The sequence below is a fragment of the Clostridium sp. X genome (genome assembly GCF_055755365.1).
In genome coordinates this window covers 2,807,410-2,825,082 of record NZ_CM146912.1, presented here as the reverse complement: position 1 = coordinate 2,825,082, position 17,673 = coordinate 2,807,410, and the positions used below count along the sequence as shown (strand labels likewise).

At 31.3% G+C, this 17,673-nt stretch carries 13 protein-coding genes and 1 riboswitch; all 13 genes read left to right on the top strand.

Annotated features, from left to right (window positions below; all coding sequences use genetic code 11):
* Positions 1-9: 9 nt before the first annotated feature.
* Positions 10-813: a molybdate ABC transporter substrate-binding protein gene (gene modA / locus ACX0KU_RS14215; RefSeq protein WP_472990628.1), complete on the top strand. Its 804-nt coding sequence runs from the start codon at positions 10-12 to the stop codon at positions 811-813.
* A gap of 19 nt (positions 814-832) precedes the next feature.
* Entirely contained in the window at positions 833-1,714 is an 882-nt protein-coding gene (locus tag ACX0KU_RS14210; protein ID WP_472990627.1) for an ABC transporter permease, read from the top strand.
* 17 nt (positions 1,715-1,731) lie between these two features.
* Positions 1,732-2,811, top strand: a complete 1,080-nt coding sequence (locus ACX0KU_RS14205) for a homocitrate synthase/isopropylmalate synthase family protein (protein ID WP_472990626.1) — start codon at positions 1,732-1,734, stop codon at positions 2,809-2,811.
* A 63-nt stretch (positions 2,812-2,874) separates the two neighbouring features.
* Positions 2,875-3,681 (top strand): beta/alpha barrel domain-containing protein, encoded by an 807-nt coding sequence (locus ACX0KU_RS14200; RefSeq protein WP_472990625.1) that lies wholly within the window; start codon positions 2,875-2,877, stop codon positions 3,679-3,681.
* A gap of 231 nt (positions 3,682-3,912) precedes the next feature.
* Positions 3,913-4,013, top strand: a riboswitch (purine riboswitch).
* Positions 4,014-4,152: 139 nt separating this feature from the next.
* On the top strand, positions 4,153-4,860 hold the full coding sequence (gene purC, locus ACX0KU_RS14195) for a phosphoribosylaminoimidazolesuccinocarboxamide synthase (RefSeq protein ID WP_472990624.1): 708 nt from the start codon (positions 4,153-4,155) through the stop codon (positions 4,858-4,860).
* 16 nt (positions 4,861-4,876) lie between these two features.
* Entirely contained in the window at positions 4,877-6,283 is a 1,407-nt protein-coding gene (purF, locus tag ACX0KU_RS14190; RefSeq protein WP_472990623.1) for an amidophosphoribosyltransferase, read from the top strand.
* 8 nt (positions 6,284-6,291) lie between these two features.
* Complete coding sequence (gene purM, locus ACX0KU_RS14185; protein WP_472990622.1) at positions 6,292-7,287, top strand: phosphoribosylformylglycinamidine cyclo-ligase; 996 nt, start codon at positions 6,292-6,294, stop codon at positions 7,285-7,287.
* Positions 7,275-7,910 (top strand): phosphoribosylglycinamide formyltransferase, encoded by a 636-nt coding sequence (gene purN, locus ACX0KU_RS14180; RefSeq protein ID WP_472990621.1) that lies wholly within the window; start codon positions 7,275-7,277, stop codon positions 7,908-7,910. The genes purM and purN overlap by 13 nt, the downstream gene beginning before the upstream one ends.
* A gap of 48 nt (positions 7,911-7,958) precedes the next feature.
* Positions 7,959-9,461: a bifunctional phosphoribosylaminoimidazolecarboxamide formyltransferase/IMP cyclohydrolase gene (gene purH, locus ACX0KU_RS14175; protein ID WP_472990620.1), complete on the top strand. Its 1,503-nt coding sequence runs from the start codon at positions 7,959-7,961 to the stop codon at positions 9,459-9,461.
* A gap of 19 nt (positions 9,462-9,480) precedes the next feature.
* Positions 9,481-10,737 (top strand): phosphoribosylamine--glycine ligase, encoded by a 1,257-nt coding sequence (purD, locus tag ACX0KU_RS14170; RefSeq protein WP_472990619.1) that lies wholly within the window; start codon positions 9,481-9,483, stop codon positions 10,735-10,737.
* A gap of 55 nt (positions 10,738-10,792) precedes the next feature.
* Entirely contained in the window at positions 10,793-14,551 is a 3,759-nt protein-coding gene (locus ACX0KU_RS14165) for a phosphoribosylformylglycinamidine synthase (protein WP_472990618.1), read from the top strand.
* 239 nt (positions 14,552-14,790) lie between these two features.
* On the top strand, positions 14,791-16,986 hold the full coding sequence (locus tag ACX0KU_RS14160; RefSeq protein WP_472990617.1) for a methyl-accepting chemotaxis protein: 2,196 nt from the start codon (positions 14,791-14,793) through the stop codon (positions 16,984-16,986).
* A gap of 85 nt (positions 16,987-17,071) precedes the next feature.
* The gene (locus tag ACX0KU_RS14155; protein WP_472990616.1) at positions 17,072-17,659 is read left to right on the top strand and encodes a hypothetical protein; all 588 of its coding nucleotides are present in this window, start codon (positions 17,072-17,074) and stop codon (positions 17,657-17,659) included.
* The last annotated feature ends 14 nt before the right edge of the window (positions 17,660-17,673 follow it).

The following is a 17,673-nucleotide window of genomic DNA, read 5'->3' as shown; positions in this document are numbered from 1 at the left end:
ATGATATAAATGAATATAAAAAGCATTAAAAAAATTTCTAGGCTCATGTTTCTTGTTATAACTATAATTTTTAGTGCCACTTATCTATTAGGTTGTGGAGATAATAAGAAAGAAATAACAGTCTCAGCTGCAGCAAGTTTATCAGAAAGTTATACGGAAATTGCAAAAAAAATTAAGGAAGAAAAGAATATAGATGTAGTATTAAATTTTGCAGGAAGTCAAAGTTTGGTTACATCAATTGAAGCGGGAGCGAAAGTAGATGTATTCGCTTCCGCAAATGTTAAATATATTGATAGATTAAATGAAAAAGGAATGCTTGCTAAAGATAAGATATTCGCTAAAAATATCCTAGTAGCATGTAAAAACATTAAATCAAAAGTAGAGATTAAAAGTTTAAAAGACTTAGGGAATTCTGAAGTAAAGCTTATTGTGGGAGATAAAACCGTACCAGTAGGTTCATATTTTTATACTGCTTTAGATAATTCTATAATTGAAAATAACCTTACAGAAGAAGAAAGATATAGAATCATAGGGAATGTAAAAAGCAATGAGTTAAGTGTTAAAGATGTAGTAAGCAAAGTCTTACTAGGGGAAGGGGATGTGGGAATAGTCTACAAAACAGATGTAAATGATGCAAATAGACATGCTTTAGAAATAATAGAATTTGAAGAATTTAAGAAGTTAAAAACTGAATACTATTTAGGTATTGTTAGTACATCTACAAAAAAAGAATTAGCAGAAGTATTTGTAGACTATACAACTAATGGATATGGAAAAGAAATATTAAAGAAACATGGATTTATTGTAGAGTAGAGAAAAAGGAGGTAGGGATATGTTAGAAATAAAGCAATCAAGTGAATTAGCAGTTAAGAAAAATAAAGCTTATTATACTTTGCATAATAAGAAGTTACGTTTTAGCTTTAATTCAGATAAAGTATTCCTACCTATAATATCAATTATAACATTGATATATATACTTTTACTAATAGCTCCTATTGTATCATTAGGAAAGTTTTCAGGAATAGAAAACATAATGAAGAGTATAGAAAGTGCTGACAATTTGGGAGCTATAAAGTTAAGTATGATAACGTCTTTTGTTGCAATTATATTTACTTTTATATTAGGAACTCCTACAGTATTTTATTTAAAAGAGATAAAAAACAATAAGGTAGTTAAAGTTTTAGATATTATTTTAGAAATCCCCATTGTGTTACCACCAGCAGTCGCTGGGATAGGACTAATACTAACTTTTGGCACAAATTCATTTATAGGTGGATTTTTAAATGCACATAATTTAAATATAATTTTTACTCCTTATGCAGTTATAATTGCTCAATTTTTTGTTTCAGCAGCTTTTTATGTGAGGATTCTAAGAAATGGAGTAGAATTAGTTCCGAAGGAAATTTTTGAAGCAGCTTATATTTGCGGAGCAAATAAAGTACAAACAATAGTATTTGTTATCTTACCTATGCTTAAGAAGTCATTAGTGTCAGGGCTAATGCTAGGGTGGATAAGGGCACTAGGTGAGTTTGGAGCAACTATGATGTTTGCAGGCAATGTGTTAAACAAAACAAGAACTATGCCTTTGCAAATATATACACTTATGCAAAGTGATATTAAGATGGCAGCCTCTTTTTCAATGATATTGTATATAATTACTTTTGTTATTTTAGTAATTATAAGAGTATTCTTAAAGGAACAAAATACAGGATAGTATTGGGAGTGATAAATATGTCATTATTTATTAATGGAAATAAGAAAAATATTATAGATAGAACAATTCCTGAAATGTTAAAAAATAGAAGATATATTAGTAGAAAAGACATACTATACTTCTGTTACCTTTTAAATGAAATAGGAATTGACTATATAGAAATTGATAAAGAGGTATATAAAAGAGTAGGTAAACTTCCGGAAAAAATGAAGTTTTTATATAGAATTAAAGATGACGAAGATATAAGAATTTGTATAAAAAATAAGTTTGATTTCATTGTAATGGGAATAAGTGAGTTTTTCAATGCTAAACTAGAGCATATAAAAGAGCTTAGTAAAAAACAAATTATTTTTGAAATTAAATTAGAGGATTTAGCAACAATAAATGAGGAAAATTTTATTTTTGAAAATAGTGAGATTCAAAAGTTTATAATGATAAAAAAAATCACAGATTTGAATAAAGAAAATTATTTAAGAATTCAAGGAATAAGTAGAAGTATTCTAGATGAATTAAAAGATACAATTAGAATAATTAAAGAGAAGTTAAATGTAAAATTAGATGTATGTCCAGAAAATAAATTATATATGGCTACAGCGGTAGCTTTAGCAGCACTTGAAAGTGATGCAGATTCAGTAACGTTATCATTTACAGGTAAAGGCGCTCCTCATAAATTTGCAGCTCTAGAAGAGGTCATTTTAGCTTTGAAAATTATTAAAGGATATGATATTGAAGGGAAAACATTGTTATTATCTGAATTATATAATTTTTACAGAAAGATTACAAATGAAGATGTATCAACCATCAAATCTGTAATAGGTGAAGATATATTTAAATATGAGTCAGGTATTCATGCTGATGGAATAGATAAAAATCCTATTACTTATGAGCCTTACGATCCAAAAGAGGTTGGACAAAACAGAAAGATGATTATTGGAAAACATTCCGGATCTAAATCTATTATAAGTAAACTTATAGAACTTAATCTAGATTATAGAAAAATAGATATACAATCAGTATTAGAGAAAATCAGAAATATAAGTATACAAAATAGAGGAGAAGTAATGGATGAGGAGTTAATCCATATGCTTAATATTTAATAGTTAAAGAAAATAAATACAATAGCTAAAGTATAATATAGACAAGAATAGAGGGTGAGTCCTATGAATATAAAAATTGTAGATACAACTCTAAGAGATGGTGAGCAAAAAGCGGGAATTGCATTAAAAATAGAAGATAAAATTGAGATTGCAAAAATTCTTGATAGTATAGGGACATATCAAATAGAAGCAGGTATACCTTCTATGGGTGGGGAAGAAAAAAAGAGCTTACAGAAAATCATGGAATTAAACTTGAAAAGTAAGGTTTCAGCATGGAATAGGATGAACATTGATGATATTAAACACTCTGTAGAATGTGGAGTAGATATTATACACATAACAGTACCTTCATCAGATATTCACATTAATTCTAAGCTGAAGAAGAGTAGAAATTGGGTTATTTACAATATGAAAAGATGTGTAAGCTATGCAAAAGAAAACAATTTTGAAGTGACTTTAGGTTTCGAAGATGCATCAAGAGCTGATTTAGGATTTTTGGTAGAATTAAGCAAGACAGCTTTAGAAGAGGGAGCTTCAAGAGTAAGATATGCAGATACGGTAGGCATATTATATCCCGCTAAAATTTATGAAGAAATTAAGCTTATAAAAGAAAAAGTAGATATAGATATAGAAATACATGCTCACAATGATTTTGGTATGGCTATAGCAAACTCTATTGCAGCAGTAAAGGCTGGAAGTGAATATGTTGATTGTACATTTGGAGGTATTGGAGAGAGAGCCGGTAACTGCAATTATAGTGATTTTGCAATTGCATCAAACATCATTTTTTCTTTAAATAACGTAAATATAGAAATGTTAACAGAGGCAGAAAGAAAAATAATGAGCATAATTAAATATGGCGTTAGTTAATAAGATAGGCTGTTAAGTGTTTAACAAGCCTATCTTATTTTTTATAGTTTTGCGACTGAAACTTAGCTTTATTATTTATGTTGCTGAATTTTAAAAAACACAAATGTTCGTTATGATACGAATGTTATACGTAAATAATTATATATATAGTTCATATAAAACGAATATTATATTTAAAAAAGAGTAAAAATGTATTGACGTATTAAGCTGAAAGTGGTAACATTTAACCATACTTAATCGAATATACTCATTCATATAATCCTAATAATATGGTTTAGGAGTTTCTACGAGGAACCGAAAATTTCTTGTCTATGAGTGAATCTTTGTAGAGGTGTAATAATATCTAATTATTATGCTTAGTACTATGGAGTACTTTTTCTACCATCGGATTTGCTCAAAGTCTAATGGTAGTTTTGTTTTTATATAAATAATTTTTAAAAGATTTATATCCAAAGGGGGTTGAATTTTAATATGGAAAAAGTAATGTTATATGAAGGAAAAGCTAAAAAAATATTTACGGCTGAGGATAAGGACAATGTAGTTGTGTATTATAAAGATGATGCTACAGCATTTAATGGTGCTAAAAAATCTGAAATAGATAAAAAAGGTATACTTAATAATAGTATTACTTCGGCTATATTTGAAATGCTTAATAATAAAGGAATAAAGACACATTTTATAAAAAAATTAAACGATAGAGAACAGCTTTGTAAAAAAGTAGAGATTGTACCACTTGAAGTTATAGTAAGAAATGTAGCTGCTGGAAGTATGGCTAAAAGACTTGGAATCGAAGAAGGAAAAGATCTTAAAACTACAATATTTGAAATTTGTTATAAAGATGATAAACTTGGAGACCCACTAATAAACGATTATCATGCAGTTGCATTAGGACTTGTTTCTTTTGATGAATTAGAAGAGATGTATAGTATTACTTCAAATATAAACAATATACTTAAAGATTTCTTTGCAAGACAAAATATTAGACTTATTGATTTTAAGATAGAGTTTGGAAGATACAAAGGAGAAATAATTTTAGCTGATGAAATATCACCAGATACTTGTAGATTTTGGGATGCAAAGACAAATGAAAAGTTAGACAAGGATAGATTTAGAAGAGATTTAGGAAGCGTAGAAGAGGCTTATACAGAAATACTAAACAGAATTTCTAATGTTAAGTAGTAATATGGAGGATGCCATGAATAAAATTGAACAGGATAAATTTAAAGAGGAGTGTGGAGTGTTCGGAATCTATTCTAAGAGTGGACTTGACGTAGCAAGTATTACTTATTATGGACTATATGCACTTCAGCATAGAGGACAAGAAAGTGCAGGAATAGCGGTTTCGGATAGTGAAGGGCTAATTTGTCATAAAGATATGGGATTAGTGTCAGATATTTTTGATGAAACTATTTTAAGTAATATGAAAGGTAAAGCAGCTATAGGACATGTTAGGTACTCTACAACAGGGGCTAGCAAGGCTGAAAATGCTCAACCACTTTTAAGTAAGTTTAAGTTAGGTTCAATTGCTATTGCTCATAATGGAAATTTAGTTAATGCAGATATAATAAGAGAGCTTTTAGAAGATACAGGAGTGTTATTTCAAACATCTATTGATTCAGAGGTTATATTAAATCTTATTGCGAGAAATGCTAAAAAAGGACTAGAACAGGCTGTAGTTGATGCTATTCAAGCTGTTAAAGGTTCCTATGCTATAACTATGTTAACAGAAAATAAACTAATAGGAGTAAGAGATCCTAATGGCATAAGACCTATGTGCATAGGTAAGATCAGGGAAGATTATATTATGTGCTCCGAGAGCTGTGCTTTAGATGCTGTAGGAGCAGAATTTGTAAGAGATGTAGCACCAGGTGAAATTGTAATAATAGATGAGGATGGAATAAAGTCTATACAGTTTGCGGAAAAGACGAAATGCATGACTTGTTCTTTTGAATATATATATTTTGCAAGACCAGATAGCATCATGGATGGTATAAATGTTTACAATGCAAGACTTGCAGCAGGAGAACAGCTATTTAAAGAAGTCCCAGCGGAAGCTGATATAGTAATTGGGGTTCCAGATTCAGGAGTTCCAGCAGCAGTAGGCTATGCAAAAGCTTCAGGAATTCCTTTTGGTATAGGGTTAATTAAGAATAGATATGTAGGAAGAACTTTTATATCTCCAAGTCAAAAGCTAAGAGAACAAGCAGTATCTGTAAAACTTAATGCACTTAAAGTTAACGTAGAAGGAAAAAGAGTAGTAATAATAGATGACTCTATAGTTAGAGGTACTACAAGTAGAAGATTAGTAGAAATTTTACGAAGAGCAGGTGCTAAAGAAATTCATTTTAGAGTATCTTCTCCAGTTGTAAAGTATCCATGCTATTTTGGTATTGATACACCTTATAGAAAAGAACTTGTTGGGTCGCAAATGACTATAGATGAAATTAGAGATTTTATAGGAGCAGATAGTCTTGGGTATTTGAGTATGGATGGATTACTTAATACATTACAAGGTAAAGAAGGCTTTTGTTTAGGGTGTTTTAATGGAGAATATCCTATATCGGCACCTATTGAAAACTCCAAGGATTATTTAGAGAGGTAGGGATAGTTATGGCAACTTATAAAGAGGCGGGCGTAAATATAGAAGAAGGTTATAAAGCAGTCAATTTAATGAAGGAACATGCAGCAAGAACTTTTAATTCTAGTGTACTTAACAGTTTAGGAAGTTTTGCAGGCATGTATGAACTACCAAAATACAATAAGCCTGTATTGGTATCGGGTACAGATGGAGTTGGAACAAAGTTAAAGGTAGCTTTTGATATGAAAAAGTACGATACAGTTGGTATTGATTGTGTAGCTATGTGTGTAAATGATGTACTATGTCATGGGGCAAAGCCACTATTTTTTCTTGACTATATTGCTTGTGGGAAATTAGAGGCTGAAAATGCAGCTGATTTAGTTAAAGGAGTTAGTGATGGGTGTCTTGAGGCATCTTGTGCTTTAATTGGTGGAGAAACAGCAGAAATGCCTGGTTTTTATAAAACTGGTGAGTATGATGTAGCTGGTTTTTGTGTTGGAATTGTAGATAAAGATGAGATAATAGATGGAAGTGGAATTAAAGAAGGAGATGTACTCATAGGAATAGAGTCTTCAGGATTACACAGTAATGGCTATTCACTTGTGAGAAAGCTTATTGTTGATCTAGAAGAAGACTTTAATGGAGAAAAAATAGGTGATGTAATTTTAAGACCTACTAAGATATATGTAAAAATAATTCAAGAATTAATGAAGAGATATAAGCTTAAAGGAATGGCTAATATAACTGGGGGCGGTTTTTATGAGAACATTCCAAGAATGTTTAAGGGAGATTTTACAGCTGTAATAAATAAAGGAAGCTTTGAAGTTCTTCCAATATTTAAGCATCTAATGGAGCTTGGAGTAGAAGAAGAGCATATGTATAATACATTTAATATGGGGATAGGATTTGTATTATGTGTTGATGAGTATAAAGTAAAAGATATTATAAGTGATATAGAGAAAATGGGAAGTAAGGCTTATAAGATAGGATATGTGAAGGTTGGAGGCAAAGGAGTATGTTTAAAATAGCTGTACTTATATCAGGAGGGGGTAGCAATCTTCAGTCTATAATAGACAGCATAGAAAATAAATACTTAACTAACTGTAGTATAGAATTTGTTATAAGTGATAGAAATGGTGTTTTAGGGTTAGAAAGGGCTAAAAAACATAATATTAGGGGGCTAATATTAGATAGAAAAGAATATGGAGAAGCTTTGTCAGATAAAATACTTGAAACCTTAGAAGGTAAGGTAGATTTGATAGTACTTGCTGGATATTTATCAATTTTAAATGGAAAAATTATAAAGAAGTTTAAAAATAGGATTATTAATATACATCCATCCTTAATACCAGCCTTTTGCGGAAAGGGAATGTATGGGTTAAAGGTCCATGAAAAAGCCATAGAGTACGGAGTTAAGATAAGTGGCTGTACAGTACATTTTGTAGATGAAGGTACAGATACAGGAAGCATCATTATTCAAAAGCATGTATATGTTGAGGATGGGGATACAGCAGAAACTCTTCAAAAAAGAATTTTGATAGAAGAGCATAAGGCATTACCAGAAGCTATTAAATTAATTTCAGAGGGTAATGTAACTATTGATAGAAGAAGAGTGATAAAAAGTTTCCATAAGTCAGAATATATATTATAATTTAGTTATTTAAAACTTTAAATCGATAAATTATAAGGGGGAAGACAAATGCTAAAGAGAGCATTAATAAGTGTGTTTAATAAGGATGGGGTATTAGAACTTGCACAATTTTTAGTAGCAAAAGGAGTTGAGATAATCTCAACTGGGGGCACATATAAGCATCTTGTAGAAAATAATATTCCTGTAGTGGAAGTAAATGAAGTTACGGGTTTTGATGAGATATTAGACGGTAGAGTAAAGACTCTTCATCCACTAATTCATGGTGGAATACTTGCTATTAGAGATAACGAAGAGCACATGAATATAATTAAAGAAAAAAACATTACACCTATTGATATGGTAGTAGTTAACTTATATCCTTTCTTTGAAAAAGTAAAGGAAGATTTAGAGTTTGATGAAAAAGTAGAATTCATTGATATTGGTGGACCAACTATGATTAGATCAGCTGCCAAAAACTTTCAAGATGTAATAGTTCTTACAGATACAAAAGATTATAGCGCCATAATGGATCAAATCGAAAATAATGGAGATGTTGATTTTCCTACAAGAAAAAGATTAGCAGGGAAAGTATTTAATTTAACAGCTGCTTATGATGCTGCTATAAGCAACTTTTTATTAGAGGATGAAGAATACCCAGAGTATTTGGCTCTTTCATATAAAAAATCTATGGATTTAAGATACGGAGAAAATGCTCATCAAACAGCTGCATATTATACTGCTACAAATGGTATGGGCGCAATTAATAACTTTGAAATTTTAAATGGAAAACAACTTTCTTATAACAATATTAAGGATATGGATATAGCATGGAGAACAGTATGGGAATTTGAAGAGATAGCTTGTTGTGGTGTTAAACATAACACTCCTTGTGGAGTTGCAATTGGAGAAGACGTATATGCTGCTTACACTAAGGCATACAGTTGTGATCCTGTTTCTATATTTGGAGGAATTGTCGCTGTAAATACAAAGGTTGATAAGAAAACTGCTGAAACAATGTCAGAGATATTTTTAGAAATTGTCATTGCACCTGATTATGATGAAGATGCTATAGAAGTATTTAAGGCTAAGAAGAATTTAAGAGTAATTAAATGTTCAGTAAAACCTGAAGATAAGTTTAACTTAGCTAAAGTTGATGGAGGAATCTTAGTTCAAAGCGAAGACAATATATTTGCAGAGACTATGGATATAGTAACAGATAGAAAGGCAACTGAAGAAGAAATGAAGGATCTAGTGTTTGCAATGAAGGTTTGCAAATATGTAAAATCTAATGCAATTGTAGTTGCTAAAGATGGTATGGCTATAGGAATTGGCGGAGGACAAGTTAATAGAATTTGGGCTGCGAGAGAGGCTCTAGATAGAGCAAAAGATGGAGTAGTTATGGCATCAGACGCTTTCTTCCCTTTTGATGATGTAGTAAAAACTGCAGCAGAATACGGAATTAAAGCTATAATTCAACCAGGCGGATCTGTTAGAGATGAAGACTCTATAAAAGCATGTAACGAAAATCAAATAGCAATGGTGTTTACAGGAGTTAGACACTTTAAGCACTAATTATGAGGAGTTGATTTAAGTGAAGGTTTTAATAATAGGTTCAGGTGGACGTGAGCATGCTACAGTATGGAAGGCTTCACAAAGTCCATTAGTAGATAAAATTTATTGTGCTCCAGGTAATGGGGGTACAGATAAAGAAGATAAGTGTGAAAATATAAATATAGAAGAAATAGATGAACTCTTAAAGTTTGCTAAACAGGAAAACATAGCTCTTACTATAGTAGGACCTGAGGCAACTTTAGTAGAAGGAATAGTAGATAAATTTAAAGAAAATGGTTTAAAGATATTCGGGCCTAGTAAAAAAGCGGCACTACTTGAAGGAAGCAAGAGTTTTTCCAAAGATTTTATGAAAAAATACGGAATAAGGACTGCTGAATATGAGGTTTTTGATAAGGTAGAGAACGCTTTAGAGTATTTAAAAGAGTGCCCTTATCCAACAGTTATAAAAGCAGATGGATTAGCAGCTGGTAAAGGTGTTGTAATCTGCGAAAACGAAGAAGAGGCAAGAAATGCCATACATCAGTTTATGATTGATGATATATTTAAGGGGGCTGGACTTAGAATAGTTATTGAAGAGTTTTTAGAAGGTGTAGAAGCTTCAATTCTATCAATAACTGATGGGAAAACTATAGTACCTTTTATATCAAGCAAAGATCACAAACAAATATTTGATGAAGATAAGGGACCTAATACTGGTGGTATGGGAGTTGTGGCTCCAAACTTTTATTGTAATGAAGAAGTTTTGGAAAGCTTTCAGACAGATATATTAGAGCCGACTTTGAAAGGTATAAAAAGTGAAGAGTTAGATTATATAGGAACCATTTTCTTTGGAGTTATGATAACTAAAAAAGGTGTATATCTTTTAGAATACAACGTTAGAATGGGAGATCCTGAAACACAAAGTGTACTTGCTCTTTTAGAAAGTGATTATGTAGATTTAATATTAAAAGCCTTAGATGGAAAACTAGATACTTGTACTGTTAATTGGAAGAATGGTCATGCTTGCTGTGTAACTGCAGTATCAGCAGGTTATCCAGGGGATTATGAGAAGGGTTTTAAAATTAGCGGAATAGAAAATGTGGCATGTAAGGTTTTTGTAGCTGGAGCTAAAGAGGCTGAAGGAAGTTTAGTAACCTCTGGAGGCAGGGTGTTGAATGTTGTAGCAACAGGAAGTACTCTTGAGGAAGCTAGAGAAAGAGCTTACAGTGAAATAAAAAAGATAGACTTTAAAGGTATTTATTATAGAACTGATATTGGTATAAAGAGAGAGCAGTAAGTAGGGAACCCAAATCTTAGATAAGTAAAATAAAAAAAGGTAAGGAGACAGATACATGAAAACTGAAGTTAAAAGAATATTTGTGGAAAAAAGACCGCCTTTTGATGTTGAAGCAAAAGGACTTTTAAAAGAGCTGGTGACAAATCTTCACATTAGCTCTATAGAAAATTTAAGAATATTAAATCGTTATGATGTATCTGGAATATCTGAAGAAGAATATAAAAAAGCAAGAAACACAATTTTTGCTGAGCCTGTAGTAGATTATGCATATGATGAAGAAATTAATATTAATGATAGTGACAAGGTTTTTGCAGTGGAATATCTTCCAGGTCAATATGACCAAAGAGCGGACTCAGCTGCACAATGTATTCAAATACTAACACAAAATGAAAGACCTATTGTAAGATGCGCAAAGATAATTGTGATAACTGGAAGTATTAGTGATGAAGATCTTAAGAAAGTTAAACACTATTATATAAATAGTGTAGATTCTATGGAAACTTCTTTAGACAAGCATTCTAACCTTGAGATGGATTGGGAAGTTCCAAAGGATGTGGCAGTTTTAGATGGTTTTATAGAAAAAGAAGATAGAGAGCTTAAAGAGTTTATGGAAACTGAAGGATTTGCCATGAGTTTTGAGGATTTAAAATTCTGCCAAGAATACTTCAAGAATACGGAAAAGAGAAATCCTACTATAACTGAAATTAAGGTTATAGACACGTACTGGTCAGATCACTGTAGACATACAACCTTTGAGACAAAAATAGATAAGGTAAGCTTTGAAGAAGGCAAGTATGTAAATCCAATAAAAGAAGCATATGAAGAATATATAAGTTCGAGAAATTATGTATATGAAGATAGAGAAAAAGATATATGCCTTATGGATATAGCAGTTATAGGAATGAAAGAGCTCAGAAAGAAAGGTCTATTAGAGGACCTTGAGTTATCTGATGAAATAAATGCTTGTAGCATAGAGTGCGATGTAGATGTTGATGGAAAAAATGAGAAGTATTTAATTATGTTTAAAAACGAAACTCATAACCACCCGACAGAAATAGAACCTTTCGGAGGTGCTGCAACTTGTCTTGGGGGTGCAATTCGTGACCCATTATCAGGGAGATCTTATGTTTATGGAGCAATGAGAGTAACAGGGTCTGGTGATCCGAGAAAGCCTGTAGAAGAAACATTACAAGGAAAGCTTCCACAAAGGCAAATAACAATAAAAGCAGCTAGTGGCTATAGTTCTTACGGTAATCAAATTGGTCTTGCCACAGGGTATGTAGGTGAGGTTTATGATGAGGATTTTATAGCTAAGAGAATGGAAATAGGAGCTGTAATAGCAGCAACACCTAAGGAAAAAGTTATTCGCAAAAAGCCAGTTGAGGGAGATTCTATAATACTGGTAGGAGGAAGAACAGGAAGAGATGGTTGCGGTGGTGCAACGGGTTCTTCAAAAGAGCATGATGAGGCTTCTATATTAAATTGTGGTGCAGAAGTACAAAAGGGAAATCCTCCAACGGAAAGAAAAATCCAAAGGCTTTTTAGAGATGATAAAGTGAGTAAGTTAATTAAAAAATGCAATGACTTTGGAGCAGGTGGAGTTGCTGTAGCTATAGGAGAGTTAAGTGAAGGACTTCATATAAACCTTGATTTAGTTACAAAAAAATACGAGGGACTAGATGGGACAGAGCTTGCAATATCTGAATCTCAGGAGAGAATGGCTGTTGTTGTAGATAGTAAGGATGTAGAAGAGTTTATAAAGTATTCAGAGAGAGAAAATCTTGAGGCTGTAGAAGTAGCAAAGGTTACAGATAATAGAAGATTACAAATGAAGTGGAGAGGAAAAAATATAGTAGATATAAGCAGAGACTTCCTTGACACTAATGGTGTTAAACAAAAGATAGATATTATAGTAAAAAACCCTTCAGAAATTTCATATTTTGAAGAGGAAAGCTTTGAGGATTTAAAAGAGAAATGGATTAGTAACATAAGAGATTTAAATATTTGTAGCCAAAGAGGTCTAGTAGAAAGATTTGATAACTCTATAGGTTCATCAACAGTATTAATGCCTTTTGGAGGAAAGTATAACAGTACTCCAACAGAATCTATGTGTTTTAAAGTACCGGTATTAGATGGAGAAACAACTACGGGAACTATAATGTCCTATGGATATAATCCTAAAATAGGAAAGTGGAGTCCTTTCCATGGAGCACTTTATGCAGTAATAGAATCAGTTGCTAAGGTTGTTGCATCTGGAGGAGACTATAAAAATATAAGGCTTACACTTCAAGAATACTTTGAAAAGCTAGGAGAAGATTCTGCTAAATGGGGTAAACCCTTTAGTGCACTCCTTGGAGCTTTTTATGCACAAAAGCAGCTTGGTATACCTGCAATTGGAGGAAAGGACAGTATGTCTGGAACTTTTAAGGATATAAATGTTCCACCAACCTTAGTGTCTTTTGCAGTAGATATAGTAAATACTAATAAGGTTATATCTCCTGAATTTAAGAAAAAGGGAAGTAGAGTTGTATTAATAAAAGCTAATAAAGATGAATACAATGTTCCTAAGTTTAATGAACTAAAAAAGAACTTCCAGGTTATAAATAAGCTTATAAACAAAGAATTAGTTTTATCAGCTCATAGCATTAAAACCGGTGGAATTGCAGAAGCTGTATCAAAGATGAGCTTTGGTAATAGAATTGGTATGAATTTTGCTAATAACGTAAAAGCAAAAGACTTATTCTCAGAAGATTATGGTTCAATCATTTTAGAGTTAGATGATAAGGTTGAGCTTAAAGAAGAATTTAAAGATATAAATTATTCTTTAATAGGATTTACTCAAGGATCACCTAAAATAAAAATGCATAATGTAGAGATTAATATTGATGAATTACTAGAGGAATGGGAAAAACCTTTAGAGAATATATTCTCAACAAAAGCTGAAAAGATAGAAGAAGATATAGAATTAAAACTGTATAAAAAAGATACTGTAAAAGTGCCTTCTATAAAAATTGCAAAGCCAAAAGTATTTATACCAGTTTTCCCAGGCACCAACTGCGAATACGATGTAGAGAGAAGATTTAAGTTAGCTGGAGGAGAAACGGAAGTTAGTGTGTTTAAAAATTTAACTACTAAGGATATAGAAGATTCCGTGGATACTATGGTAAAACATATAAACAGCTCTCAAATAATTATGCTTCCAGGAGGTTTTAGTGCTGGAGATGAACCAGATGGTTCAGGAAAGTTTATTGCAACTGTATTTAGAAATCCTAGAGTTAAAGAGGCTGTAATGAAGCTTTTAAATAATAGAGATGGCTTAATGTTAGGTATTTGCAATGGCTTTCAAGTGCTAGTGAAGTTAGGTTTAGTTCCTTATGGTGAAATAAGAGATATGGATGAAGAATGTCCTACTTTAACACATAATAAAATTGGGCGACATATGTCTAAAATGGTAAATACAAAAGTGGTATCTAACCTTTCACCTTGGTTCAATAATGTCAATGTTGGAGATGTTCATAGCATAGCAGTATCTCATGGAGAAGGTAGATTTGTTTGTACTCCTAAAGTTGGAGAAGAACTATTTAAAAGAGGACAAGTAGCAACTCAATATGTAGATTTAAACGGGGATCCAAGTTATGATATAAACTTTAATCCAAATGGTTCAATGTATGCAATAGAGGGTATAACAAGCCCAGATGGTAGAGTCTTAGGTAAAATGGGGCACTCCGAGAGGATAGGCAAGAATGTTTACAAAAATATTCTTGGAGAAAAGGATCAAAAGTTATTTGAAGCAGGAGTTAGCTACTTTAAATAGATGTTTAAAGTTAATACTTTTAATGCTACAACAAGTTAAATAAATTAACACGATATTAAGAGCAATAATATATTTACAATATATTATTGCTTTTTTTTATTATTTAAGCAATATATTGATAATTTAATTGATATAATCCATTAAATATAATATAATTAGTAATAAAATTAGGATTATATTACTAATTTATTAATGGAGCGTATGTTGATTGATTTTATAGTTAATTGGGGGGGACATCTATGAACTTAGGCTTATCATATATGATAAATAAAAAGCTAGACAAAGAATCTAGACAAATTTTTGAGGGGATCGCAAGAGGGAGAAAGAGAGCTTTAGAAAATTGGTTTAATGACAAATGGACAGAACTTGAGCTTGTTAGAGATAATATTAATGCATATTTAGACGAAAATGAAGTTGACCTAGGGATAATTAAAAATATCATGGAAGATAAAAAAGTGCAGTTTAAAGATTTTTCTGAAATCTTTTTTATAAATTCATCTGGAAAAGTAAGTGTATCTACTTACAAGATGAACATAGGAAAATCTCTAAAGGACTTTCCGTCATACATTAGAGGAATGGAAGGGAAACCACTGATGTATGGTCCTTATATAGATGAAGATACTTTAAAAATTGGAGAGTGTAATTCTAAGTTTTTTGATGAAGTTACATTAATGTTTTCACTACCTTTTTATAATAAAGAGACAGGAAGAAGTGCTGTACTTTGTGGGAGAATTCCAAATGATGTAATGAGTGATGTTATACAAGAAGAGGATACACATGTTTATAAGGAGTCAGGGGATAACTATTTATTTATGATTAAATCTAATAGAGGGATAGCGCAAGGAACAGCTATATCAAGAAGTCGTTTTGAAGATGACACATTTACATTAGGAGATAATCTTAAGAGTGGTATTAAGACAAAAAAATGGGGACTAGTTCAAATACGAAAGCATACTGAATTTGAGATTATATTTAAAGATCCGGCTACAGGAGAATTGCATAAGGGAGTAACCAATACTATAAAAAATGGAGAAAACTTAGAGGTGTGGCCAGGTTATCCAGAATATAGGCACATACTTGTTGGAGGAAAAGGTATTTTAATCACTCCACCACATTGTGATGAAGTTTGGGGAATGTTATGTGAAGGAGATATAGAGGAAATATATAAGTTTAGAAGTATCAGCTTTAAAATACCATTAATACTAGGTGGTATAAGTGGAGTTTTATACATGGCAAACTACTATTTTTCTTCATTGAATGATTCTATTAGATTACCATTAGTAATTGCTACATGGATTTTAAATTTATTAGCTGTTGTACTTATAACTAAAAAGACCGTAGTAAACCCTTTAAATAAAACTATAAGAATATTACAAGAAATAGCTGAAGGAGATGGAGATTTAACAAAGAGAGTTGACAAGCTATCTAATGATGAAATAGGGGAACTAGCTAGATGGTCTAATAAGTTTTTTAATAATCAAATGAGTATAGTCAAGAGAATAGGAAATGCATCAAAGGATTCTCAAAACTCTACTTTATATTTATCAAATCTTATGAGTGCTTTTAAAGAAAGTGCAATGATAATTGAAGAAGACATAACAAAGGTCTTAGTCGACTATCAAGCTCAAAATGAACTTTTTCAAAACACTGATAAAAGTTTAAAAATTATTTCTGAAAGTGGAAGGCATATAGATAATCTAATAAATGAAATAAGTGTGAACTCAGAGAAAACTAGTGAAGATGTAATTGAAAATGGTGCAGCATCTAAAGAAGTATTATTAACTATGGGTATATTAGAAGAGGCTATGAAGAGTACCTTAAGTAGTATAAATATGTTGCAAAAGTATTCAAAGGAAATACATCAAGTAGTAAGTGTTATAGATGATATTAGTAAACAAACTCAATTGCTTGCATTAAATGCATCTATAGAGGCAGCTAGAGCAGGTGAAAGTGGAAAAGGTTTTGTAGTAGTAGCACAAGAGGTATCAAAATTAGCCAATAAATCAGGAGATGCTACTGTTTCTATATCAAAACTAATTGGAAATGTTCATGGAGAGACGGAGCTAACTATTAAAAATGTTAAAGAAATTGCAGAGAAAGTAGATAAAGTAAGTCATATCGTAAAATACTCCATAGGTTCCTTTGATAAGATACAAGATAATATACTTGGAGTTACAGATAATGTACAGCAAATTTCAAGCTTAGTTAATAATCAAACTCAACAGTTAGAAGAAATAACTATAAGTACAGAAGAGTTAGCAGCACAAAGCGACAAGGATACTGCCAAAAATCAAGGAAGAACCGAAAAAGTTTTAGACTTAGTTCAATCAGTATTAAGCCATTTAAGGCAAGTAGATCAGGTATCAAAGGTATTAACACATAGCTCGCAAAATTTAACAGATATAGTAGACGGTTTTAAATTAAAGAAACTATAAAAACTGAATAGTATAATGTAGATATAGAAAAACTATTATAAGCATATAATTATAATAGTTTTTCTTATGGAGGTAATGATATTTTATGGCTAAGAAAACTTTAAAAGGAGATTACTTACATAAAATATACGAAAGAAATTCAGATACGGGAAATTATATTGTACCAGTATCATTAGATAAGTATAGTGATATATTTAATGATTGGGATAGTGCACCCTTTAAAAAGCGAGATATGGACCCGGACCTTGCAGATTTCTTAGATAATTGTGCAGATGATATACCCTTTAAGTATGGTATAGATGTAGTGTTTCATGTATCAAATCAGCAAAAGGATGAAACAAGAGAGCAAATACTAGTATCAATATTTAGAAACTATTATTTTTTTTATTATATGGCACAAGAGAAACTACTTAAAAACTCCTATAAGAGTATGACTAAATATGTTATCACTGCTTTTATATTTTTATCGCTTATATATCTTTCGAAAAATTTTCAAAAAGAAACATTATTTTTTAGTAGTATCCTTATAGGAGGAATTGAAATAGGAGCATGGGTATTCTTATGGGAAGCAATTTCTATCATGTTTTTTAAAAAAGGAGATATAACTAATAAAATAAAAAAATATAGAAGATTGAGTAAATGTAACATATTTTTTAAGTATGAAAAGTTATAAGGCGTATGTAACTT

Bases quoted from the DNA above. Each gene is read 5' to 3' on its own strand.
- modA (WP_472990628.1), top strand. From the start codon at position 10: ATGAATATAAAAAGCATTAAAAAAATTTCTAGGCTCATGTTTCTTGTT.
- ACX0KU_RS14210 (WP_472990627.1), top strand. From the start codon at position 833: ATGTTAGAAATAAAGCAATCAAGTGAATTAGCAGTTAAGAAAAATAAA.
- ACX0KU_RS14205 (WP_472990626.1), top strand. From the start codon at position 1,732: ATGTCATTATTTATTAATGGAAATAAGAAAAATATTATAGATAGAACA.
- ACX0KU_RS14200 (WP_472990625.1), top strand. From the start codon at position 2,875: ATGAATATAAAAATTGTAGATACAACTCTAAGAGATGGTGAGCAAAAA.
- purC (WP_472990624.1), top strand. From the start codon at position 4,153: ATGGAAAAAGTAATGTTATATGAAGGAAAAGCTAAAAAAATATTTACG.
- purF (WP_472990623.1), top strand. From the start codon at position 4,877: ATGAATAAAATTGAACAGGATAAATTTAAAGAGGAGTGTGGAGTGTTC.
- purM (WP_472990622.1), top strand. From the start codon at position 6,292: ATGGCAACTTATAAAGAGGCGGGCGTAAATATAGAAGAAGGTTATAAA.
- purN (WP_472990621.1), top strand. From the start codon at position 7,275: ATGTTTAAAATAGCTGTACTTATATCAGGAGGGGGTAGCAATCTTCAG.
- purH (WP_472990620.1), top strand. From the start codon at position 7,959: ATGCTAAAGAGAGCATTAATAAGTGTGTTTAATAAGGATGGGGTATTA.
- ACX0KU_RS14165 (WP_472990618.1), top strand. From the start codon at position 10,793: ATGAAAACTGAAGTTAAAAGAATATTTGTGGAAAAAAGACCGCCTTTT.
- ACX0KU_RS14160 (WP_472990617.1), top strand. From the start codon at position 14,791: ATGAACTTAGGCTTATCATATATGATAAATAAAAAGCTAGACAAAGAA.
- ACX0KU_RS14155 (WP_472990616.1), top strand. From the start codon at position 17,072: ATGGCTAAGAAAACTTTAAAAGGAGATTACTTACATAAAATATACGAA.